The 24,633-nt window shown below is 42.6% G+C and carries 16 protein-coding genes and 4 tRNA genes; 12 read left to right on the plus strand and 8 right to left on the minus strand.

What is annotated here, in order from left to right; genetic code table 11:
• The first annotated feature begins 196 nt into the window (after positions 1–196).
• The 3 genes from FLM48_RS09895 to FLM48_RS09905 all read left to right on the plus strand — a co-directional run bounded on the left by FLM48_RS09895 (position 197) and on the right by FLM48_RS09905 (position 6,816).
• Positions 197–5,035 (plus strand): NAD-glutamate dehydrogenase, encoded by a 4,839-nt coding sequence (locus FLM48_RS09895; RefSeq protein WP_179024520.1) that lies wholly within the window; start codon positions 197–199, stop codon positions 5,033–5,035.
• 62 nt (positions 5,036–5,097) lie between these two features.
• Positions 5,098–6,117 carry a quinone-dependent dihydroorotate dehydrogenase gene (gene pyrD, locus FLM48_RS09900; RefSeq protein ID WP_179024521.1) on the plus strand — a complete coding sequence of 340 codons (1,020 nt, stop codon included), beginning with the start codon at positions 5,098–5,100 and terminating at the stop codon, positions 6,115–6,117.
• A gap of 165 nt (positions 6,118–6,282) precedes the next feature.
• A complete protein-coding gene (locus FLM48_RS09905; protein ID WP_179024522.1) occupies positions 6,283–6,816 on the plus strand; it encodes a cell division protein ZapC in 534 nt (177 codons plus the stop codon).
• 190 nt (positions 6,817–7,006) lie between these two features.
• Here FLM48_RS09905 and FLM48_RS09910 read toward each other — a convergent pair.
• From FLM48_RS09910 to FLM48_RS09920, 3 genes are all read right to left on the minus strand, one after another.
• A tRNA-Met gene (locus FLM48_RS09910) sits at positions 7,007–7,083 on the minus strand.
• 42 nt (positions 7,084–7,125) lie between these two features.
• Positions 7,126–7,202: transfer RNA gene (locus tag FLM48_RS09915), tRNA-Met, on the minus strand.
• Positions 7,203–7,232: 30 nt separating this feature from the next.
• Positions 7,233–7,309: transfer RNA gene (locus tag FLM48_RS09920), tRNA-Met, on the minus strand.
• A 211-nt stretch (positions 7,310–7,520) separates the two neighbouring features.
• Here FLM48_RS09920 and rlmKL point away from each other — a divergent pair.
• The 5 genes from rlmKL to rmf all read left to right on the plus strand — a co-directional run bounded on the left by rlmKL (position 7,521) and on the right by rmf (position 14,047).
• The gene (gene rlmKL / locus FLM48_RS09925; RefSeq protein ID WP_179024523.1) at positions 7,521–9,653 is read left to right on the plus strand and encodes a bifunctional 23S rRNA (guanine(2069)-N(7))-methyltransferase RlmK/23S rRNA (guanine(2445)-N(2))-methyltransferase RlmL; all 2,133 of its coding nucleotides are present in this window, start codon (positions 7,521–7,523) and stop codon (positions 9,651–9,653) included.
• 6 nt (positions 9,654–9,659) lie between these two features.
• Entirely contained in the window at positions 9,660–9,893 is a 234-nt protein-coding gene (locus FLM48_RS09930; protein WP_179024524.1) for a glutaredoxin family protein, read from the plus strand.
• A 1-nt stretch (position 9,894) separates the two neighbouring features.
• Positions 9,895–11,811 (plus strand): ABC transporter ATP-binding protein, encoded by a 1,917-nt coding sequence (locus FLM48_RS09935; protein WP_028774780.1) that lies wholly within the window; start codon positions 9,895–9,897, stop codon positions 11,809–11,811.
• A 27-nt stretch (positions 11,812–11,838) separates the two neighbouring features.
• On the plus strand, positions 11,839–13,683 hold the full coding sequence (locus tag FLM48_RS09940; protein WP_179024525.1) for a DUF3466 family protein: 1,845 nt from the start codon (positions 11,839–11,841) through the stop codon (positions 13,681–13,683).
• 187 nt (positions 13,684–13,870) lie between these two features.
• Complete coding sequence (rmf, locus tag FLM48_RS09945) at positions 13,871–14,047, plus strand: ribosome modulation factor (RefSeq protein WP_084632599.1); 177 nt, start codon at positions 13,871–13,873, stop codon at positions 14,045–14,047.
• A gap of 131 nt (positions 14,048–14,178) precedes the next feature.
• Here rmf and fabA read toward each other — a convergent pair whose 3' ends face one another.
• Together fabA and FLM48_RS09955 are read right to left on the minus strand one after the other, a co-directional pair.
• Positions 14,179–14,694 carry a bifunctional 3-hydroxydecanoyl-ACP dehydratase/trans-2-decenoyl-ACP isomerase gene (gene fabA, locus FLM48_RS09950; protein ID WP_179024526.1) on the minus strand — a complete coding sequence of 172 codons (516 nt, stop codon included), beginning with the start codon at positions 14,692–14,694 and terminating at the stop codon, positions 14,179–14,181.
• Positions 14,695–14,761: 67 nt separating this feature from the next.
• Positions 14,762–16,429, minus strand: coding sequence for a S16 family serine protease (locus tag FLM48_RS09955; protein ID WP_179024527.1), 1,668 nt, complete (start codon positions 16,427–16,429; stop codon positions 14,762–14,764).
• Positions 16,430–16,640: 211 nt separating this feature from the next.
• Here FLM48_RS09955 and FLM48_RS09960 point away from each other — a divergent pair.
• From FLM48_RS09960 to FLM48_RS09970, 3 genes are all read left to right on the plus strand, one after another.
• Positions 16,641–16,731, plus strand: a tRNA-Ser gene (locus FLM48_RS09960).
• A 981-nt stretch (positions 16,732–17,712) separates the two neighbouring features.
• On the plus strand, positions 17,713–19,971 hold the full coding sequence (locus FLM48_RS09965) for a molybdopterin-dependent oxidoreductase (protein ID WP_179024528.1): 2,259 nt from the start codon (positions 17,713–17,715) through the stop codon (positions 19,969–19,971).
• A 23-nt stretch (positions 19,972–19,994) separates the two neighbouring features.
• Entirely contained in the window at positions 19,995–20,537 is a 543-nt protein-coding gene (locus tag FLM48_RS09970) for a 4Fe-4S dicluster domain-containing protein (protein ID WP_179024529.1), read from the plus strand.
• Positions 20,538–20,623: 86 nt separating this feature from the next.
• On the opposite strand, the gene FLM48_RS09975 is transcribed toward FLM48_RS09970, so the two are convergent.
• Together FLM48_RS09975 and FLM48_RS09980 are read right to left on the minus strand one after the other, a co-directional pair.
• Entirely contained in the window at positions 20,624–21,067 is a 444-nt protein-coding gene (locus FLM48_RS09975; protein ID WP_179024530.1) for a hypothetical protein, read from the minus strand.
• A gap of 373 nt (positions 21,068–21,440) precedes the next feature.
• Positions 21,441–22,088 (minus strand): molecular chaperone, encoded by a 648-nt coding sequence (locus tag FLM48_RS09980; protein ID WP_179024531.1) that lies wholly within the window; start codon positions 22,086–22,088, stop codon positions 21,441–21,443.
• Positions 22,089–22,567: 479 nt separating this feature from the next.
• On the opposite strand from FLM48_RS09980, the gene FLM48_RS09985 reads away from it, so the two are divergent.
• Entirely contained in the window at positions 22,568–22,906 is a 339-nt protein-coding gene (locus tag FLM48_RS09985) for a zinc ribbon domain-containing protein YjdM (protein WP_179024532.1), read from the plus strand.
• Between the two features lie 69 nt (positions 22,907–22,975).
• Here the strand turns inward: FLM48_RS09985 and FLM48_RS09990 are convergent, their stop codons facing one another.
• On the minus strand, positions 22,976–24,616 hold the full coding sequence (locus FLM48_RS09990) for an EAL domain-containing protein (protein ID WP_179024533.1): 1,641 nt from the start codon (positions 24,614–24,616) through the stop codon (positions 22,976–22,978).
• Between the last annotated feature and the right edge of the window lie 17 nt (positions 24,617–24,633).

A 24,633-nucleotide genomic window follows, 5' to 3' on the forward strand; every position in this document is an offset into this window, starting at 1 on the left:
TTTTTGCATCTATCGCAGCAAAATGTTGCTGTAACTGGTTTTTATGAGGATCTACCACTAAAATAATTCTCGAAATATGGCAAATTTAGTAATAAACTTCGCGCTATGACCTAGGTCACAATTTTCTGGCCCGTCATATGCTCAAGCATCCATATAACTAGAATACGCTGCCATAGACCCTTAAGGAAACAGCAACATGGCCTTGAAAGATGCAATGCCTTCAGTACTACTTGAGAATGTAGTCAACCTAATTCACTCTAAAGTTCCCAATACACAAGCCAAACAAGTAGAACACTTTGCCACCTGTCTGTATGCACATATGTCAAAAGACGACCTGTATGCGCGTAATGATAGTGATTTATATGGCGCAGTGCTTAGCCTTTGGAATGCCACCAATAAAACGGCCAAAGGTAGTAGCCATATTCGCGTGTTCAATCCAGCTCAATCCAAGCACGGCTGGAAATCGTCGCATTCCATTATCGAGGTTGTGCAGCCAGATATGCCTTTCTTGGTCGATTCAGTCGGCATGGCATTAAACCGCATGGGTATTACCGCGCATATGATGCTGCACACCCCAATGGCGATTACCCGTACCAAAGGGATGATTTCTAAAGTTGCTTACAATGACGACAGCAGCAAAGCTGAGAAAGTTGCGGTATTTCTAATTGAGATTGACCGTCTAAGCAGCAACGCTGACATTAAGCAGCTGGAAAAAGAGTTAGCATCAGTCCTTGGCGATGTTGAAGCATCGGTTAAAGACTGGCAAAAAATGTCTGAGAAGCTGGGAGAGACCGTTAGCGATTTAGCCAAACGTCCTTATCCAGGTGAAAAGCAAGAGCTTGAAGAAGCGGTTAATTTCTTAAGCTATCTTAACAACCATCATTTTACTTTGCTGGGTTACCGCCGCTACGATTTGAACAAAGTTGAAGGTGATTTAGAGCTAGTACCGGATCTATCAACGGGTTTAGGCCTAATGAATATTCCTGGTAAGCCAAAGCCTGCGTCGCTGATGCTATCAAGCTTATCAGAGAGTGCTCGTAAAGATGCCTTAGATAATAGCTTACTGGTTTTGACTAAAAGCAGTGAAAAGAGCCGTGTTCATCGTCCGGCTTATGTCGACTATATCGGTGTTAAACGCTTCGATAAGCAAGGCAACGTGATAGGTGAAGACCGCTTCTTAGGGCTTTACGCATCTAATTTATATAACCGCAGTCCACGCGAGATACCGCTATTAGCTGAAAAAGTACAACGTGTACTTGACCGTTCAGGTCTGACACCGCGCTCTCACGACTACAAAGCATTGATGCATATTCTTGAGACGCTGCCGCGCGATGAGCTGATCCAAGCCAATGTTGAAGAGCTAGCATCAGTGGCCCATGGCGTGTTAGAGATGCAAGACCGTGACAAATTAAAGCTGTTTGTTCGTAAAGATGACTTTGGTCGCTTCTTATCTTGCTTAGTTTATGTCTCGAAAGATCGCTATAACACTAAATTACGTGAAGATACTCAACGCATTTTAGCTCAGCACTTTAACAGTGAAGAAGAAGTGGAATTTACCACTTATTTCTCAGAATCGACTTTGGCTCGTACCCACTACATAGTGAAAGTTGATAATAACAATATGGATGTCGATGTGGCTGCAATCGAAAATAACCTGACTGAGGCCGCGAAGTCTTGGGAAGACAAGCTCAACAACGCACTGACTACTGCCCAAGGTGAAGAGTCTGGTAACAGCTTAGTTAAACGTTATATCAAAGCATTCCCACGCAGTTATAAAGAAGATGTGTTGCCTAGTTCGGCAGTAGTAGATGTACAGCAACTAGAAGCACTTGATGATTCGCATAAGCTGGGCATGTTGTTTTATCAGCCGCAAGAGACCGCATTAAACGACAACAAAGTACGCTTAAAGCTCTTCCATAAAGATGAGCCTATTCATCTTTCTGATGTGCTACCTATGCTTGAGAACTTTGGTCTACGTGTGATCAATGAACGTCCCTATGAAGTGAAAACGGATGATGGTGCGACATTCTGGATTTTAGACTTCTTAATGACAGTGCAGGGCGGCGCTACAGAAAATCTAGCCGATAGCCAAGATCGTTTCCAAACTGCACTCGCAGAAGTATGGAACAAAAAGCTAGAAGATGATGGTTTTAACCGTTTGGTGTTGGCTACCGGCCTGACTGGACGAGAAGTATCTATCTTGCGTGCTTACGCTAAGTATATGCGCCAAATCGATGCGACTTTCAGCCAAGCATACATTGAAGAAACCTTTAGCCGCTATCCGCAAATTGCGGACCTCTTGGTTAAGATGTTTATTCGTAAGTTCAACCCTAAACTTAAAACACGGACATTAAGTAAGTTTGTTGAGCAAATTGATTTACGTCTAGATGATGTATCAAGTCTTGATGACGACCGTATCATTCGTCGTTATTTAGATTTGATTAATGCCACATTGAGAACCAACTTTTATCAGGTCAATGAGCAAGGTACTGAGAAAGCTTATATTTCATTTAAGTTTTCTCCAGATGACATTCCTGAAATGCCTAAGCCTTTGCCTAAGTTCGAAATCTTTGTCTACTCACCACGTGTAGAAGGTGTACACCTGCGTGGCGGTAAAGTGGCTCGCGGCGGCTTACGTTGGTCAGACAGACGAGAAGACTTCCGTACCGAAGTTCTTGGCCTAGTGAAAGCGCAACAAGTAAAAAATACCGTGATTGTACCTGTGGGTGCCAAAGGTGGTTTCGTTTGTAAACAACTCCCTGTTGAAGGTGGCAGAGAAGCATTCTTTACCGAAGGTCAACAATGTTACCGTTTGTTTATTCGCGGCTTGTTAGATATTTCAGACAACATTATCGATGGCGAAGTCGTGCCACCAGTTAACGTTGTTAGACATGATGAAGATGACCCATACTTAGTTGTTGCTGCCGATAAGGGGACAGCGACATTCTCTGACATCGCTAACGAAATCTCTGAAGAATATAACTTCTGGCTGGGTGATGCTTTCGCATCAGGTGGCAGTAATGGTTATGATCATAAGAAGATGGGGATCACCGCACGTGGTGCATGGGAGTCGGTTAAACGTCACTTCCGTGAAATTGGCATTGATTGCCAAACCACTGATTTTACCTGTCTAGCTGTGGGTGATATGGCTGGTGACGTATTTGGTAACGGCATGCTGCTATCAGAACACACCCGTTTGGTTACAGCGTTTAACCACCTACATATCTTTATCGACCCAAATCCAGATGCAGCAAGCAGTTATAAAGAGCGTGCGCGCTTGTTTGAGCTGCCACGTTCAAGCTGGGAAGATTATGACCAATCGCTCATTTCAAAAGGTGGCGGCATTTTCTCTCGCTCGGCGAAGTCAATTAGCTTGACGCCAGAAATGAAAGCCATGCTTGAGACTAAGAAATCAACCATGACGCCCAATGAGTTGCTTAAAGAGCTGCTTAAAATGAAGGTCGATTTGATTTGGAATGGGGGTATTGGTACCTATGTTAAAGCCGCGTCTGAGTCGCATGCTGAAGTAGGTGACCGTGCAAACGATGCATTGCGTGTAAACGGTAATGAAGTTCAAGCACGAATCATCGGTGAAGGCGGCAACTTAGGTTGCACTCAGCTTGGTCGTATAGAATACACCGCTAATGGCGGTCGTATGAATACTGACTTTGTTGATAACGTTGGCGGTGTTGACTGCTCTGATAACGAAGTGAATATCAAGATTCTTCTGAACGCTTTAGTTGCCGATGGTGAGCTAACCATGAAGCAACGTAACCGTTTATTGCTTGATATGACAGAAGAAGTCAGCCGTATTGTCTTACAAGATTGTAAAGACCAAACGCGGACAATTTCAGTTACTCAAGTACGCGGTGCAGAGCAGCTTAAAGAACAAATTCGTTTCATTCATTATCTTGAAAAAGAAGATAAGCTTGATAGAGCGCTGGAGTTCTTGCCTACAGAAGATGAGCTAGCTGAGCGCTTAGCGAATGGCAAAGCACTGACACGCCCAGAGTTATCGGTTCTGGTTGCGTATGCGAAAATGGTGCTCAAAGAGCAACTACTGACGCCAGAAATTACCGAAGATACTTTCTTGAGCCAGCTGCTTATTGCTTATTTCCCGCAGCAACTTAAAGATCAGTACAGCGAACGTATGGTTGCCCATCCACTGCGCGCAGAAATTATTGCCACATCGTTGGCAAATGAACTCGTTAACGATATGGGATTAAATTTTGTACAACGTATGCAAGATGAGACAGGTGCCTCAGTTGCCGAAGCGGCAATCTGTTACACTATGGCTCGTGAAGTATTTGGTTTAGCTGATTTAACTAAGTCAATTACGGCATTAAACGGTATCGTGCCGGCTGTTGTACAAGGTGAAATGCTGCATCAGTTACGTCGTAACATGCGTCGAGCGTGTCGTTGGTTCCTACGCCATCGCAATCGTAACCAAAGCATAGAGCAGACGGTGGCTTTCTACAGCCCAGTATTTGAAGAGTTACGCGCTAACGTTCACCAGTATATGGTTGCTGATGAAGTTGGTGATATTCAGGCTGAGATTATCGCGCTTGCTAAAGAAGGCGTGACCGAAAGTGTTGCTACTGACGTTGTCAATATGAGTACACTTTTCTCTGCACTTGATATCTCTCAAATTGCTGAGTTTGAAAACAAGCCAGTGGCATTAGTTGCTGAAACTTACTTTAAACTAGGTGCACGTGTAGAACTACATTGGTTCCTTGACCAGATTAGTGCTCAACCAGTAGCGAATCACTGGCAAGCATTGGCAAGAGCGGCATTTAGAGAAGAGTTAGATTGGCAGCAACGTGCATTAAGCTCTGTGGTTTTACGCACATGTACAGCTAGCTGTGATGCAGAAACCATTATTGAGCAGTGGATAGACTCCAACCAGGGCTTGTTGGAGAGATGGTTCCACATGCTTGCAGACTTTAAGACTTCTCAAAGCCACGAATTTGCGAAGTTCTCTGTCGCACTGCGAGAGCTCAATTTACTTATCCTTCATTGTGAAGGTCAAAAGTAGACAATTAATAATAACTATTAGCCCTGGCATTAGCCGGGGCTTTTTTCGGTCTAGGAGAACGCATGTTTTACAAAATCGCGCAAAAGGTGATGTTTCAGATGGATCCTGAAAAAGCGCATAACCTCGCAATACATAGCTTGAAATCTACCGCTAATTCGCCACTGAACTGCTTCTATGGCCAGAAGTTTGATCCTGCACCGGTTACATTTATGGGACTCACTTTTCCAAATCCTGTTGGTTTAGCGGCGGGTATGGACAAAGATGGCGAGTGTATTGATGCGTTTCATGCGATGGGCTTTGGCCACATTGAGGTGGGTACTGTTACACCACGTCCTCAACCTGGTAATGACCAACCGCGATTATTCCGCATTAAACCTGCTAAAGCCATCATCAACCGTATGGGTTTCAATAACAAAGGTGTTGATGCGCTTGTAGATAACCTAAAAGCAGCCAAGTCAGGTGCGATGGTCGGCGTCAATATCGGCAAGAACAAGGACACACCGGTTGAGCAGGGTAAAGATGATTACCTCATCTGTATGGACAAAGTCTACCAATATGCAGCTTATATTGCGGTAAATATTTCGTCTCCCAATACGCCTGGTCTGCGTGCTTTGCAATATGGTGAGCTGCTTGATGATCTATTGGGATCGTTAAAAGCGAAACAAAAAGATCTTGCCAAGCAGCATGGTAAGTATGTGCCGATCGCGTTAAAAATTGCGCCAGATCTGAGTCAAGAAGAAGTTCAGTCGATTGCCGATTCATTAATCCGTAATGAGTTTGATGGCGCAATTGCCACCAACACGACGTTAACTCGAGACGGTGTAAGTGGCTTGATGAATTCAAATGAAGCTGGCGGTTTAAGTGGTAAGCCATTGAATTCATTGTCAACTAAAGTAATTAAACAGCTGGCTGACGCCTTAGGCGGCAAGTTGCCTATTATCGGTGTTGGCGGTATTAATAGCGCCGAAGATGCATTGGACAAGCTTGATGCCGGTGCAGAGATGGTACAGATTTATTCCGGCTTTATTTATCAGGGCCCGCAATTGATCAAAGAGATTGTTGATGCCTATCGAGTGCGCTGATCAATTGATCCGTATTTGATCTAATTTGCAGATCGCGCGATCGAAAAACGATCGCGCTTTTTTGTCTTAAGGTATTGTTATTTCAGTTATAATTTATAAAATTTTTTTGATATTGGGCAATTAATCATCTATTATCGAGGGGTATTTATTTAATAGGTAAGCGTTATGTTATTAATGCCAAAAAGGGATTGGCAATGGAGATATAACGATACGTATGGTGTGTTAAGCGTTTCGTTAGGCTCAGAGATGGAGTTTTTAACTCCTTATAAAGCAAAGACTTTGATTCCCGATGCGATGTCGGCGTTAGAGTTTAATGTTGAGCATGCCAAATTCTATATTGAGTTTATTGAAAAGCTCGTAAAAATTGCCTCGTTATCGGATGCTGCGCGGGTGCAATTAGCCCTGAATGCCACAGCTGCGCATTTTCTTATGAAACCGCAAATGCCAAAATCATGGTTTTTTGATGTCAGTAGTATGTGCGTATATAGCGAGTTAGCTAAAGTGTTTCAACTTCGCTGCCAAGGTGTCGATGCACAGGTTATGGTAGTGGAGTCAAATATCCAAGCATCGTTAGTCATGTTGCTTGAACCTGAACTCTCACTCAATGGCAGTAAGTCATTGCGTCAATTTGAATGCATTAAAGTGATGAATGACCGTCTTCAACCTTTAAAAGTAAAGCGCCAAATCGCTGCAGCGTAACTGCATTAGTAAACCGTCTGCCAAATAAATACTTATTGAGAAAGCTGCCTACGAGGCGGCTTTTTTGTTTATTATCGAACCATTTTGCGCAAGTAGCGCTGGGTGACGAGTTGTTAGCACGGCAGAGGGTTGAGCAATAACGAGAATATTGTCTTGGCTGCTGAGAGTTGTAGGGGTGTATTTGTGAAATTGGTTGCGGGAGCTGGATTTGAACCAACGACCTTCGGGTTATGAGCCCGACGAGCTACCAAACTGCTCCATCCCGCGTCCGTAGAATCGTATCTGTTTTAATTCTGTATACGTAAGAATTGGTTGCGGGAGCTGGATTTGAACCAACGACCTTCGGGTTATGAGCCCGACGAGCTACCAAACTGCTCCATCCCGCGTCCGAATGTGCTTTAACTGGCAACCAAAATTGGTTGCGGGAGCCGGATTTGAACCGACGACCTTCGGGTTATGAGCCCGACGAGCTACCAAACTGCTCCATCCCGCGTCCGTTAAAGCGGGGCGAACTATAACGACATGATTCTGTGAATGCAAGCGACTTATGTGTTTATCTGTTTGAGCGTTCATAAATGCGACAACCACAAGGTTTTCTTGTCACAAGGGCCAATAAATTAACCGCTAGGGGAGATAACTTTTATCTTTTGCTGCTGTGACAGGTTATAATGGCGGATTGTTTAAATGAGTGTGTTTACCAATCAATGTTAAATTTTTTTGCTGCTGCCCCAAGAGGCTATGAATATGCGTTATCTCTAGAACTTGTAGAGTTAGGCGCCAAAGATGTGAAAGAGAGTGTTGCAGGGGTTTATTTTTCTGCGCCTTTAGAATTAGCTTATCGCATCACTTTATGGTCTCGTTTAGCGAGTAGAATAGTCATGGTGATTTATAAAGGCCCGTGCGAAACGCCGGAGCAACTTTATAATGCGGCCTATTGCATTGACTGGCAAACACACTTCTCCAATAAAAGCACCTTTAGCATCGATTTTCATGGTGTTGGTGGTTTTATTAAAAACTCTCAATTTGGCGCGCTCAAAGTTAAAGATGCGGTTGTTGACCGGTTTAGAGATGACGGTTTAAATCGCCCCGATGTTGGCCGTTCTGAAGCTGATTTTCGTATCGACGCTCATTACCGCCGTGGCCAAATTACTTTAGGAATTAATTTCTCCGGCCCCGCTTTACATCAACGTGGATATCGCGCGACCACAGGTGAAGCCCCGCTAAAAGAGAATTTAGCCGCCAATATGTTGGTGCGCAGTGGTTGGAAAGCCGAACCTGTCACCTTACTCGATCCATTTTGTGGTTCGGGTACGGTGCTGATTGAAGCGGCGATGATGGCCTGTGATGTTGCACCCGCATTATATCGTCAGCGTTTTGGTTTTTCTCACTGGCTTCGTCATCAGGATGCGGTTTGGAATGAGTTAAAATCTGAGGCCAAAGCAAGAGCTAGCCTAGGTATTAGCCGCTGTGAAACTAAGTTCTACGGCAGTGATATTGATTCTCGCCTCGTTGCCTTAGCGAAACGTAACGCCGAAAATGCCGGTGTGGCACAGTTAATCGAGTTCTCTGTTGGCAATGCACTGGATGTCGAAGTCCCCGCTAAGAGCGGTGCCCTGATCACTAACCCGCCATATGGTGAGCGATTAGGTAATGTGACCTCTTTACTGCAGCTCTATTATCAACTGGGTGATAAATTCAAATCACAATTTGGTGGTTGGCAGATTGCCGTACTCAATAGTGACGTTGAATTGTTGTCAGCACTTAAGTTAAAAGCTGATAAACAGATGAAAATGTACAATGGCCAGCTAGAGTGTGCATTTAATCTGTATACCGTTCATGCCCAAAGCACTCGAAGAATTGACCCTGTTGCGGTACAAAATCAAGGCGAAGTGAGTGAGGTCGCCAGCTCATTTGCAAACCGCATTAAGAAGAATTACAAGCAGTTATCAAAGTGGGCAAAACGTGAAGGTATCGATAGCTATCGCTTATATGATGCTGATATTCCCGAGTATAACGTGGCAGTCGACAAATACCTTGATTATGTCGTTATTCAAGAATATTCAGCGCCAAAAGATATTCCTGAAGCGGTCACTAAACGTCGATTGACCGATGTTTTGTTGGTTCTACCGCAGGCTATTGGCATTGATCCTGAGCATATTGTCCTCAAAACCCGTGAGCGACAAAAGGGCACCAGTCAATATCAAAAGCTTGATGCGACTCATCAAGAACTGCACACCATGGAGTATGGGGCAAAATTTAAGATAAACCTTAAAGACTATCTTGATACCGGCTTATTTTTAGACCACCGTTTAACGCGCAAAATGGTAGGTGAAAAATCGGCAGGTCGTGACGTGTTAAATTTATTTGCTTACACAGGTACCGCTTCTGTTCATGCTGCCATCGGTAAGGCTAAGTCGGTCACTACCGTTGATATGTCTAATACTTACCTGAATTGGGCCAAAGATAATTTTGCGTTGAATGGTCTATCTGGCAGCCAGTATCATTTTGTTCAAAGTGATTGCTTGCAATGGATAGATAATTGCCAAGATAAATTTGATCTGATTTTTATCGATCCACCGACGTTCTCAAACTCGAAGCGAATGGAAGATTCGTTTGATGTTCAACGCGACCACCTGCCTTTATTGACCAGTCTGGTGAAGTTGCTAAACCAAGGCGGTGAGATAATTTTCTCAAATAATAAACGCAAATTTAAGATGGACAGTGCTGGCCTAAATGCCTTGGGGCTTAAGGTGACTAATCTTGATAAGCAAACGCTGCCTTTGGATTACAAACGTAACCCACAAATTCATAATACCTGGTCGATTACCCGTGGTTAAGTCAGCATGAGTCAGCCGCAATTAGTGTTGTTTCATACCGAACATTGTCACTTATGTGAGCAAGCCGCAGCGCTGCTTCAAGGGGCAGGTTTAAGCTATACACATGTAGACATTTGTGATGATCCACATTTAGCAGAACGTTATGGCATCTCAATTCCGGTACTGCAGCGTGTAGACAGTCAATTAGAATTATGTTGGCCGTTTGATTTGCCACAAATACAAGCTTTTTTAGGAGTATAAATTGAGTCTTGTACGTATAAATAATGGCTCGTTAGCATACGGATATACTCCGTTATTACAAAACGCCGATTTCACCATTGAAGCTGGAGAGCGGGTATGTATTGTTGGCCGTAACGGGGCGGGCAAGTCCAGCTTAATGAAAGTACTTTGTAAAGAAGTACTGCTAGACGACGGTGAGTTTAATATTGCTACCGACGTCAAAGTAAGCCGTCTCCAACAAGATCCACCTAAAGCAGAACAGGGCACTGTGTATGCCTACATTTCTGGTGGGCTTAAAGAAGTCGGTGAAAAGTTAGAACGTTACCATCAGTTATCTCACGATGTAGCCACTGCTGATGGCGAGCAGATGGAGAAAATGCTCAAACAGATGGAGCGTTTGCAATCTGACTTAGACCATTTAGATGGTTGGCAGCTCGATACCCGTATCACTCAAACATGTCAGATGTTAGGACTCGATGCTGAAGCGCAACTCAATACTTTGTCTGGCGGTTGGCAGCGTAAAGTAGCCCTCGCACGAGCATTGGTTAGCGAGCCTGATTTACTGCTACTTGATGAGCCAACTAACCATTTGGATATTGATACCATCGAATGGTTAGAAGAGTTTTTGCTTAGCTATAAAGGCGCTATTGTCTTTATTAGTCATGACCGTGGGTTTATTCAACGCATGGCCACGCGTATCGTCGATTTAGATCGTGGTGTCGTGACATCATGGCCTGGCAACTATCAAACTTATCTTGAAGGAAAGGCTGAGTGGTTGCGCGTAGAAGCGGAGCAAAATGCCCATTTCGATAAGAAACTGGCAGAAGAAGAAGTTTGGATTAGGCAAGGTATTAAAGCTCGTCGTACGCGTAATGAAGGTCGAGTTCGTGCACTAAAAGCCTTGCGTGTCGAGCGCAGAGCTAGGCTTGAGCGTCAAGGTGGCGCGAAAATGGCAGTTGCCGATACAGAGCGCTCTGGTAAGTTAGTATTCGATGTTGATAGCTTGAATTTTAATTTACCCGATAAGAATTTGGTTAAAAACTTTACCACAAGCGTAATGCGCGGTGATCGTATTGCATTGATTGGTCCCAATGGCTGTGGTAAATCAACGTTAATCAAATTGCTGATCGGTAAACTCGAAGCGCAATCAGGTAGTGTAAAAGTTGGTACTAAACTCGAGATTGCCTATTTTGACCAATACCGCGAAGCGCTGGACCCTGAAAAAACTGTTGAGGAAAACGTCGGCGAAGGCAAGAAGACGATTACCATTAATGGCCAAGATCGTCATATCTTAAGCTACCTGCAAGATTTTCTGTTTTCGCCGATGCGTGCTCGTACGCCAGTCAAAGCTTTATCCGGTGGCGAGAAGAACCGGTTGCTGCTTGCTAGGCTGCTAATTAAGCCTGCAAACTTAATAATCTTAGATGAACCAACAAACGATCTTGATATTGAGACCCTAGAGTTGTTAGAGTCCTTGCTAACAGATTATGAAGGGACATTATTGTTGGTGAGCCACGATAGAGCGTTCATCGATAATACAGTGACAAGCTCATGGTGGTTTACCGGTAACGGTGGCTGGAGTGAGTACGTTGGCGGCTATGAAGATGCAGTTGCTCAAGGTGCAAAGTTTTATTCTGAGGAACCTGTGGCCTCTGCTGCTGTCCAAGCACAAGTTGCTGAAGTTAAACCTGTTAAAAAGCAGGCTGCTAAGGTAGAAAAAAAGCTCTCTTACAAATTACAAAGAGAGTTGGAACAGTTACCTGCAAAAATGGAAGCGCTTGAAACTGAGATAGAATCGCTACAGGCGGTTATCAGTGAAGCAGACTTTTATTCACAGGACCAAGATACGGTAAACCAACAGCTCAAGCTGTTGTCAGATAAAGAACAAGAGCTAGAAGTGTGTTTCGAGCGTTGGGAAGAGCTTGAGTCGCTTAAGTAAGCCACATAAATAATAGGAATATAATTAATGAAGTTGAAGTTGGATAAAACATTATCATTAGTGGCTATTGGCGTTGTCAGTGCATTGCAAGGCGTGCAAGCAGCGCCTGTATATGAAATCAAGAATATTGAAGACTTTGATCTAAATGGCACCATTGAAAGTACCCGTAATGGTTACGGTATGTTCGTTAATGGTAATAACGAGTCAGTTGGTGTTTCAAAGGGTAAGAAGAAACTTAGTGTCTCAGATGATGACGATGACGGTGTCATCGATATCGAAGACGGTATTGCACCAGAAGAACAAATAATTTATTCGATAGATCTGCCTATTGTAGCCAACAACTTTACGTTTACCTCGGATGAAAATGGCGCCTCTGGCGCATGGATACCCACATTTGAAAGCGTTTTTGGCACTACGCCGCCGAAAGATTCAGACCCTGATGTGCCAGAAACTATTAACTCAATTGATGCTTACTACTACGGTATTAGCACTGCAGGTGTAAAAGTGGGTGCATATACAGCACCAGAGCAGACAGTCGAGTATACCGGTAGCAATGAAGACCAAGAGTATTGGTATTATCGAGAATTTGAAGAACGTGGATTTGTAAAGCTAGCTGATGGCACTGAAGTACCTTTGCTTCCGCCTATTACAGAATATTACAGTGAAGACGAGGATGTCACTGTGACGGTTGGTGGTATGTCGATTGCTGCTGCTATTAATGAGCATAATGTTGTTGCAGGCTACGCGAGCACTGAGCTGTCTTCGACCAGTATCGATCGTATTGAAAGCTGTATTACCGGTGAGACATATCCGATAGATATCTGTGTGCAGCGTGAACAGTATCCTAATTCTAGCGGTTATAGAAATATTGTTTATCAAACTCGAGCTTATGTGTGGGATGTGGATAACGCTCAGGGTATTGAGCTACCGCTTGGTTTAGAGTCTGAATCAGAGACTGTTTTTACCGCTCAGGGTCTTGGAATTAATGTTGACGGTATCGTTGCTGGCCGATCGCATGTTTATCGTAACGGTAATACTGATAAATTGGCTTATGATGCAGCTTATTGGAAGAAAGATAGCGATGGTGATTATCAGTATCATTGGATCCCGATGAAGGATGATCAACGATACTCTATCGCCTACGACATCAACGACAACGGTATTTTGGTCGGTAGCTACAATCAGTACTTAGATGGCTATCCGCGAGACAAGTTTTTCTACTTCGATACTAACAACCCTGATGAAGGTTTTGTCACGCCGCATGACTTTTTCGAGACTATCTCTGACAGAGCCAGTCGACCAAAAGATATCAATAACTTAAACCAAGTTGTTGGGTATATCGAAGTCACGGCTGACAAAGAGAAACCGCGTGTGAAAGCGGGTTTCTTATTCGATAAAGATAAAGATGAGTTCAGTGATCTGAATACCTTGCTTACTTGTGGCTCAAAAGGCTATGAGCAAGATGCAGAAGGTGAGTGGGTACGTAATCGTGTTGAAGTTGAAGATGGCAGTGGTGATACGTTATCTTACGAAAGTGAAATTCGCATCGTAGAGGCAAATAGTATCGGCGAAGATGGCACTATTGTTGGCACTGCGTTTATTCGTAAGCCTTCGTACCAGTTCGATTCAGATGGTAATTTGATTATCGGTGATAACGGCTTACCGTTGTTTGAAATCGATGGCAATGGTGATCCGGTTACCGCGTTTATTCCACGTATGGTGGTATTACAGCCCTCTAGTACTGGAGAAGCTTGTCCAGTTGAAGAGAACGATAATAGTGGCAATGGTAACTACGAGCGCAAAGGTGCGGCGTCGTTAGGTGCTTTATTGCTGTTGCCGTTACTGTGGTTAAGACGTCGCGTAAAACGCTAGTCTTTTCTTAGAATATTTTCTACTAAAAATCGAAGCAAATGCTTCGATTTTTTTTATTTTGATAACTCAGGCGCTTAAATTATAAACGGCAAATATGACAAAAATATTGTTTGATCTTGTTTAAAAAACGTTCTATTTGTATTGGGTGGAGTTTAGCTCCTAGGACAGTTCAATAGAGGATGCTTGCATGAAAAGACAGAAAAGAGACCGTTTAGATAGAGCTTTTTCAAAAGGATTTCAAGCTGGGATAGGAGGGCGCTCAAAAGAGAATTGCCCATATTCAACGTTGGATTCTAAATCTCAGTGGCTTGGGGGATGGCGAGAGGGAGTTGATGGCCGCCTAAGTGGCTTGTTTAATAAATAGCGCAGCAGTTCTAGTTTGTTAAAGTATTTATGCCCTAGTTGACTGCACAACTAGGGCATTTCACGTTAAAGCCCTAACAACCTTTTTCCGCATTGCTGATCATCATTATCAGCTGTACAGGTGAGGTAGAGTTAGAAGGTTGAAGTATCTTTAAAAATGCCGACTTTTAGGTCTTTAGCACTGTAGATTTCTCGGCCGTCGACTTCCATTACGGCATCAGCAATACCCATCACCAATTTGCGATATACTTTACGTTTTACAGTTAATTTGTAGGTAACTTTTTTAGCGTCCGGTAATACTTGCCCGGTGAACTTTACTTCTCCTACACCCAATGCACGGCCTTTACCTTCAGCGCCTTCCCAACCTAAGAAAAATCCTACGAGTTGCCACATTGCATCTAGCCCTAAGCAACCAGGCATCACGGGATCATTTTCAAAGTGACAATCAAAAAACCAAAGTTTTGGATCAATATCGAGTTCAGCGACAATTTCACCTTTACCAAATTCACCGCCATCGGCATTGATGGTCGTGATACGGTCAATCATCAACATGTTGTCGATGGGTAAACGCGGAGAATTAGCGCCAAACAGTTTGGCATGTCCACAGGCGACTAGTTCTTCTTTGTTGAAACTATTAGCTTTACTCATTATATACTTCACTCCAGCAATTAGTGGTGCCAAGATTAGCGAACACGTGTACGCTAAACAACTCCGATCAGCTGGATATCTTTAATTTATCGAGTAATCTCTCAAAAAAGCTGAGTTCTGGTTCTTGATAGCCTGCCAATGCTTCTAATCTTGACTGTACCAGCCCATATAATGTGTCCGTTGGAAATTGGTTATGCTCATTGGCTTCGCCAGCGGAAACATTAGTGAGTAGCTCAACGGCTTCATCTATGTGAGAAACTTGATAGAGGCTGAACTGCTTATCCTGCACTGCTTTGATGACATCTTGATTAAGATTGAGTTGCTGTACGTTAGCAGTAGGGATGATGACCCCTTGATTACCATTGAGGCCACGTTTTCGACAGAGCTCGAAGAATCCTTCTATCTTTTCATTGACGCCACCTATGGCTTGTACGTTGCCAAATTGGTCTATCGCGCCGGTAGCGGCTATGCCTTGTTGTATTGGTTTGTCGGTGATCGCTGAGATCAATGCACAGTATTCAGCCAGTGAGGCACTATCGCCGTCAATTTCTTGGTAAGATTGCTCAAACACAATATTGGCGTTCAGGTGTAGCGGGGCATCTTTACCAAAAATACGATATAAGCAAGATGACAAAATCATCATGCCTTTAGCATGAATATTGCCGCCAAGTTCTGACTTTCTTTCAATATCTGCGACTTCACCATCACCATAATGCACAGATGCGGTAATTCTCGCCGGTTCGCCATAACTGTATTCAGCCATATCCAATACGGTGAGACCATTGATCTGTCCGATGACTTCGCCGTCGGTTTGCAGACTAATAAACTTTTCATCAAAGTTTTGCGCTGACAATAGCTTTGATGCGTTGTGGCGAAACTCAATATGTTGCAATGCCAGTTTTATATCTTCACCATCAAGGTGCTTACGTTTAGAAATTGCAGCGCTTTGGCATAATAGCTGGCTAATCGGTGTACTGAGCAGGCTTAAGTGCTGTTGATGCTCAGCCAACCTGGCACTGTAGCTAAATAGCGCGGTTAACGCACTTTGCGCTAAGGTGATGGCATGGGTATCTGCTAGGGTAACCAGCCATTGTGCGTACTCGCTCATTGAACATTGATCTAGTGCCATGTGGCTGTCATCAGCTTTTGTTAGTTCTGCTAAAGCGATTTCATTAACCAGTTCGCCAAGAATAGCGAAATGTTGTTGAAAGCTGCGCTCTTCTAAATAAGCCAAACTATATAGCTGGCTTGGGCCAATTAAGACAACCTTACAGGTAAACGGATGTTGTTGATGGCCGATACTGAAATAACCGTCAGTTAATGCTTGTAACAGCAATTCCCATAGTGGTTCTCTTTTCCATAAGGACTCTGCACAGATAAATACTGGTCCTGTTTGGCTAAATATACCGGGCGTTAGCGCGCCAGAGCGGGGATCTATTGTGCCGGTAAGTTGATAGCGTCTTATCGCGCCATGAAGATAGCTTGCGCCGTTAGCTCGTTGGTCAGCTTCACTCACATGGTGGTGATAGAGGCTTTCAACAATCAACTTTCGGTCAATGGCAGCTTGATCTGCGATGAACATGTGTTGGTTATCGCTATCAAGCAACAGTTGAAAACCTCGCGATAGACGCGCTTGGCCGATAAGCAAACTTTGTTTACTGACACTAATTGATTCAACATTAGGTAGCGTGTATTGGGGAGCGAGTGACTGAGCTAGTAAAGGTTTAACGGTCATAGAGTTGTGTATTCATAGTCGATTAACCAGAATGTTAGCACACCTACTGGCTTGAGAACTATTTCTATGCAGTAATCGCTAACGCTGAAGGCTTTAAACTGAAAATCAGTAAATGTTGCAGCTTATTTCAGTCAAAGTTGTAGTTTAATCATGGTTATTGCATTAAAGAGCTTTACAAGCCATCGCTATCGCTATATTATCTTGCGCGTTCGGAGAGATGGCAGAGTGGTCGAATGCACCGGTCTTGAAAACCGGCATGGGTTTATAGCCCATCTAGGGTTCAAATCCCTATCTCTCCGCCATATTAAGAAAAGCCCGCTATTTTATAGTGGGCTTTTTGCTTTTTAGCTTAAGTGAACCCTAGGGTTCCTCATGTCGAAGTCCGGCTATCTCTTCACCATATAAAGAAGAGCCCACTATTTTATAGTGGGCTTTTTGCTTTTTAGCTTAAGTGAACCCTAGGGTTCCTCATGTCGAAGTCCAAGCTATCTCTCCGCCATATTAAGAAGAGCCCGCTATTTTTAGTGGGCTTTTTGCTTTTTAGCTTAATTGAACCCTAGGGTTCCTCATGTTGAAGTCCGGCTATCTCTTCACCATATTAAGAAAAGCCCGCTATTTTATAGTGGGCTTTTTGCTTTTTAGCTTAAGTGAACCCTAGGGTTCCTCATGTCGAAGTCCGGCTATCTCTTCACCATATTAAGAAGAGCCCGCTATTTTATAGTGGGCTTTTTGCTTTTTAGCTTAAGTGAACCCTAGGGTTCCTAATGCTGAAGTCCAGCTACCTCGCCACCATATTAAGAAGAGCCCGCTATTTTATAGTGGGCTTTTTGCTTTTTAGCTTAAGTGAACCCTAGGGTTCCTCATGTCGAACTCCAGCTAATTCGCGGCCATACTCAAAAGGGCCCGTTAATCAAAGATAGTGGTTTTTTCCTATCTAGCATGATTGCAGCTTTGATGTTTAGCCTTTTCAAAACTAATAGGAATCGTTGCACTATTATCTTACTTAGCTGTTATTAACACCTATGTTTATTCATCCTTGTACTGACTAGTCGCTTGTTTCTAGCCAAATAACCTAAATCACTTACGTTGTCTAAGCGATAATGAATGGTGAGATTATTTATTCTTAGATAGTCGTTAGCGGTATTTTAGATTTGCGAAAATAGCATTTGTGACTGTTTGCTAGCTCTTCCTAAATGTATGACTGCGTTCAATAATCTCTGAAAACAACATATGTAAATCTGGGTGACTTTGATATTGTTTTCGCAAATAAATAGGAGAACAATATGTCAATAAATAGGCGTAGTTTTTTAAAAGGCAGTGGCGCATTTGCATTTTCTGCAAGCATAATGGGGTGTTCTAGCAGTGATGATGACAAACCAACAGAGCCACCTGTTATTGACCCTCCAACACCGGAACCTGATGGAGTATTTCATACCACATGTCCACGAAACTGTGGCGATAGATGCAGCCTTTTAGTATCCACAAAGGACGGCGTCGCGATTTCAATAACGGGTGACCCTACGCACCCAGTTACTGCGGGAACCCCCTGTGTTAAGGGCCATGCATATTTAGAGTCTATTTACAGCCCAGATCGTATTCAGCAGCCAATGAAGCGAGTTGGACCTCGCGGACCCGGGGCGACATTTGAGCCGATCACTTGGGAAGAAGCTAACAGTGAAATCGCAGCCAAATTAAATAATATCATTGATACCTATGGCGGCAATGCGATTGCACCTTACTTTTATTCGGGTTATAGCGGGATCGGAGCAGGCTCTGGAGCCAATCGTTTCTTCAATAGGATTGCTGGCCGTAACTTGGAGCGAAATATTTGTGCCAGTGCAGGTTACTCGGGGATGAGTTCGATATTGGGTGAGTTTTCAGGCCCGAGCCCTGAGGATTATGTTAACACCAAATGTTATGTGTCTTGGGGCACGAACGAGCAAGCGACCAATATTCACCATTTGAAGTTTATTAATGAAGCGCGTGATAAAGGTGCACTTATTCTTGTTGTTAACCCAGCCAGAACGCCATTGGCATCACAAGCGGATATCTGGCTGCAACCTACGCCCGGCACAGACGCAACGCTTGTTGTCGGTATTGCCAAAGTGCTCATAGAAGAGAGCTTGCACGACACTGGGTTCATTGAAGCTCATACCCAAGATTACGATGCACTACTAGCTCGTTTAGAGGAGTATACCCACGAACAGATTGAACAAGAAACGGGAGTCTCTAAATCACAGTATCAAGCGTTTGCAAGAGCGTATGCCGGTGTTGAGTGTGCGATGATTCGTATTGGATACGGTCTACAACGTACACTAAATGGTGGGCGTATGGTGAAAGCGATCCCAACAATTGCTGCCCTAACGGGTAACATCGGCAAGGTGGGGGCAGGGGTTATCTACCTTAATACCCAAGCGGGTAGTCTATTCGATTGGAGCTATAGTAATGCCCCGCATTTAACGCCAGAAGGCGCGGTTAGAGACACTGTTAACATTAGTGAGATTGGCAAGTCTTTGCTGCCTGAAGACTACCAACATGAAGATGGTCAAGTAGGGCCACTAGCCTATGACAAGCCTTGTGATCCGCTAAAAGCGATGATCATCTACTCAAGCAACCCGATTGCGATTGCCCCCGATGCTGATCTTATTGAAATAGGATTAAAGCGTGAAGATCTGTTCTTAGTCGGTATCGACTTGTTCCAAACCGATACCATGGACTATGTTGACTATCTACTGCCTGCTTCGAGCTACATCGAGCAAGCGAATATGATTGATAGCTACCATTGTTATTATGCGCAGCACAGTACCCAGGCGATCAGTCCACTCTATCAATCGAAGCCTGACACGGTGATATTCCAAGATATTGCCAAAGCGATGGGCTATAGTGACCCTGAATTTAGTGAGAGTATTGAAGATATTCTACGGGGGACCTGGCAAGGTAATATTAGCTACGATGAGCTGTGTATTCAAAATAGAGACAGCCCAATTGTCGATTATCCATATCGTAAAAATTATGACTTTCCAACGCCGAGTGGCAAAGTTGAGTTCAAAGACACCAGTAACACCTATTTCGATTCTGAGAAATTCAATCCTGTTATCGATACGGGCACACCCGAGAGCGACTCCTTTAGTCATAAAGGCATGACCGATGATGAAAAGGCGCGCGAGTTCAGATTGTTATCGCCAGCTCACCCTAAGCTAAGTAACTCACAGTGGGCGAATATTAAGTTTATTGAGGGAACATTCCCCCAACACACAGTTTATATTCATCCCGACGACGCGATGCGTAAGGGAATCAGTGATGGTGATCAGGTTAATTTGGTCGCAAGTCGTTATGGACAGCGAAATGTCACTATTCAATATGTGGCAAGAGTTGAACCTATGACGTCTCCAGGAACCATTTTTGCTTGGAAAAATGCCTGGAAAAAACTCAATGAAAATGGCAGTGGCACGGCGGTGAACCAGTTAACTAATAGCGAGTTAACTGACATGAACTACGGTTCTACCTTCCACTCAACCCGTGTTGATATCGCTTTGGCGTAATCCAATTCATTAAGGACTAAAAAATGACTGAACAAAAATGTTTTGTTTTTCGCCAGGAAAACTGTGTAGGTTGTGAGGCTTGTACTGTTGCCTGTCAGGCCGGAAACCAACTGAATGAACATATTACTTTGCGCGATGTTAGCCAAGGTGAAACAAGTAACAGCCAAGGTCAGCAGGTGGCCATTTTTCTGAGTCAATCATGCCACCATTGTAGCGACCCAGTTTGTGTCGAAAAATGTCCCCAAGGTGCTATGGTACAGCGAACTGACGGGATTGTTTATATTGACGATTCTATGTGTATTGGTTGCGGCATGTGTAAATTTGCATGCCCCTATGATGCGCCCAAAATTGACCCTAACCGAGGTGTACTCACTAAATGCGATATGTGTAAAGGCAGACTTGCGGAAGGCGAAAAACCACATTGTGTTAGAGGTTGCCCGGTTCAGGTATTAGATGTAATGAATCAAAGTGAAGCGCTAGCTTTACCAGGCGCAAGTTTATCCGGTGATGGACATCAAGACTTAGGGACAGGACCATCGACGGTATTTATTAAATTAAGAAGCTAAACCACTATATTGCTTAAGGCTATATAAAATTAAGGCATCAGTTAATCGCTGATGCCTTAATATTATTATGAATAAGGTAGGTATTTTTAAACAGTAAACCGGCTGGTTCTTGTTTGGTTTAGCTCTCTGATATGCTTTTCCCATTCTTTAGCAACGCTTTTAACTAAACCTGCATGATCTATCAATTCTTGGTCATGGCTTAAGTCCATATCTGCAGCGAACCCTCTGGCCAATGCAATAATAGCGTAATCGGTTTTGTTTATTGGCTCTTGATTTATACTCTTATTAATTATTATGTTGAAAGCATCGAAAAAAATTTTTATAAGGGTCGGCTCTGATATTCCTTTAGGTAGATCTTGGATGTCGTCATATTGACTTATGATTAGTTTGGCTGTTTTTCTACATATTGAATCGAGTGAGTAGTTAGGATTAGAAGATGACAGCCATACTGAGTGACTTGCCAATTGCGGTTCAATAATATTTGCTAATTCTGCTGCGCGCCATCTTTCTTTTATTCCTGCAGATATCATTATTTGCCCTTAAGTATCTGGTCGATATCTTATTGTATTTAATATTGGTCTGTTTATAGCTGATCTAAGTCAATATTTAATTTTTAGAATAAAAAATTAAAGTTAATATTTTTAGTATGGTTTTTCTGCTCTGTTGTCATGAGTCTGGACGTTTATCCTTGATTAATCTTCTTTGTGCTTACTCAAAATTAGCAAATTTAAATATGCTACATTAGTAATTTCTATATTATCTGGATTTGGTTGTTTGCCCGGTGTTTTTCAGTGTTAGATTGTGACTTATCAGCCATGTACCTTCCTTTTAGTAAACGGGTAAGGGGTCACGCTGTTCAAGTTTGTGATTTTATGTAACCCCTTGTATTTAGGATTTTAAGTTTTACTTGTATAGTCTGGCAGGCTCTAGTTCAATTTGATGTTGCTGAGTTAACTGCGCCAGCAAGTTAGCCGCTAGTTTAGCTGACTTTTTATAGAATTCTGTTTGACTATGGTTAATCACTAACTCAAGGAAACGATCGCTCCAAGGCAGTAAATGTTGTTGCAGTAATACCGCGGTGCACGGTTCTGTTATCTCTTCATTGGCTAAAGAGCTTTCATCTAGTTCTAAACAGTGAACCAAGGCAACCAGCATTAAGCTAAAATGATCCAAAGGTTCATTCTGCTTAAGATTAAAGTTTAGTTGGTGTTTTTTGCAAAAATCCATAAAAGATAATGTGGTTTCGTCGAATAAGCGGTTATGGACATTTAAATACACAGAACCCCAAGGGTAAGCTAACTTTCCCTTAGGTCTGGTGAATAGGTTGTTAAAGTCAGTGTTTAATTCTTTCAAAGAATAATCTTCAGTAGTATTAACCAAGTCGATTAACTGTTGTAGCTGATCGTTGTTTAATGAGTATTTGTTATCTGTTATGAATTTATGTGTTCTAACCAATGTGTTTAGTAAACTTTGATCTGCGGGTCGATAGAAAATTTCTGCTAACATATTAAGTAATAAAGCACTAGGCACAGTATTTTTATCAGTATTCATCTTTACTCCTTATGTTTTTATTGATGCTACCTGCTATTTATATTTTTTGCTGTGATACAATTCAATTTGCTAAGTGCTGTAGCATAAATTAACAATAAATTTTGGTTGTTAATATGTTTTGCTGTTTAATTGGCCAAGGCGAGTTAATGTCATCGCAACAAATAGTGAATTAAAACTAGATGGCCTTACCCGCTGATTAACTCTGGCTCGCACATTCCTTATTGAATGGTTAATTGTCTGAAAACAGACTATGAGGTATTGAGCAATAGGGGGGGATAAAAGGCTGGCCAGCTTGGTTGTGCTGTAAATGTTACCTGAAAGTTTCTATTTAATTACAGTGATTTGACATCGTTACTGGCTATTGTTGTGGCTAGACCGAATTGTCATTTTTTTGCTATAATCCTTACTATGTCTGCGTCTAGTTGCCGAACACTAGCGCTTAGTTATTTGTGTCAATTTTACCTTAGAGTAGTTAAATAATGAGTAATATCCCGCCTTGTCCGAAATGTGAATCTGAATATGTTTACGAAGATGGTTCACAATTAGTGTGCCCAGAATGTGCTCATGAGTGGAACCCTAATGAAGAGATCATTGATCCTGATGCGATTATTCTTAAGGATGCAGTAGGTAACTTGTTGGCCGAAGGCGATAAGGTCACGCTAATTAAAGACCTTAAAGTTAAGGGCTCATCTTTGGTACTGAAAGTGGGTACTAAAGCGGTTATTCAACGTTTTGTTGATGCTGACCATGACATCGATTGTAAAGTCGATGGCCACGGTCAAATGATGCTTAAATCAAAATTTGTTCGTAAAGCATAAACGATTAATTTAGTATGAAAATACCTGCTTTCAGCAGGTATTTTTTTGTCCAATATATCGGATCGTCAATTACGAGTTAGTCGAGCTTAAAAGGGCTTCGACTTCGGTGATTGGTAGCGCTTTAGCGAAATAGTAACCTTGAACAAAGTGACAGCCTAAGCTCTTCAAGTTTACTAATTGTGCTTGAGATTCTACGCCTTCTGCCAATACCTTGAGTTGTAAAATATGGCCTAAATCAATCAACTTACCCACAAATTCACGGTCCATGTCGCTATCACATATCGGGTCTATCAAGGATTTGTCCAATTTTAGCTTGTCAAAATAACCGTGGTAAGTACGAACCAGCTTTAATGATGAATAACCTGTACCAAAATCATCTACTGCAATAGAGAAACCTAACTCTCGTAGCTTAGTGATGTTGGTCTTTAATGAGAATTCATTGTTAATTGCTGCAGTTTCGGTGATTTCTATTTCAATCGACTGCATGAGATGTGGCTGATTTTGAAAAATAATTGCTAATCTGTCTATGAATTCTGGCATCTCGGCAGTTTTGAAGGAAACGTTGACGGCTATTTTGGGAACGGAAAAACCGTGTTCGAGCCATTTGTTCAGTTGTTGTCTGACTCGTTTAAAGACCCAGATATCAAATTCTAAATGTAAACCAATTTCTTCGGCAATAGTAGTGAACGTTTGCGGGGACAATGGTCCTAAGGCGGGGTGATTCCAGCGTGACAACGCTTCAAAACCCACAAGTTTTTCGCTACTGATTTCATATTGAGGTTGATAGTGTAGTTCAATTTGATTTTGCCTTAGTGCATTAGGTAACTCGTCAATAATCAATTTTTTATCAATAAGCTTTTGACTGGTATCTAGTTTTGAAAACACTACTGAGCTTTTCCCTAGCTTTTTGGCCTGCTGCATAGCGGTTTCTGCCGCGATTTCTAAGGGATGATAATGGCTTAAATCAGCGTTCTGGCTGCTGATCCCAATACTAAAACTCTTCTTAATTGCAATCTCTTTTGTTACCGCTAATGGTTTGTAAGATAACAACATGAGTTGATTAATCAACTTGTCAATTTGAGCATTGAAATCTGTAACAGATGTCTGTTTTGAGCGATTGAGCAAGATACCAAATTTGGCGTTTGAATAACGCGCGACGATCACCGCTTCAACAGCTGTTGCCACTAATATTTCCCCCAATTTGGAGAGATAGATATCGCCGATTTCAAAACCATATCGAAAATTAATTGTTGAGAAATTATCGACACTTAATACTATCAAGGACAGCGACGAGCATTGTTGGTTATCGGCCAATATATGCTCAGCATGGCAGCGCATTGCCCAGCCATTGGGTAGCTTGGTGATCGGATCTATCGATTTATTCAAAAATGACTGCAGCACTATCTTGGTTGTTGAACTCGGCTGGTCAGATTTTAATAGTTTCAATCTAACTGGTAATGGGAAATAGTGTTGGGTGAGTACCGTGGCGTCAATCTCGGAGTTGGAACCGACTTGCTCAATGAAAGCGGTTAATGACAATTTTGATTCTTTTGCTGATGAGGGGAGCAGTTGTATATAGTCATTTATCTCAGAGCCTAAGAGTTGCTCATCACTAAACCCTGTTAGCTTACAAAACGCATCATTGTATTCGACCACTTTAAAGTTATCGACACTTATGATTGGCAATAAATATTCTATAGGGTCTGTCAATGTCATTACCTGATGGG

Source organism: Shewanella sp. Scap07 (genome assembly GCF_013394145.1).
Taxonomy (GTDB): domain Bacteria; phylum Pseudomonadota; class Gammaproteobacteria; order Enterobacterales; family Shewanellaceae; genus Shewanella; species Shewanella waksmanii.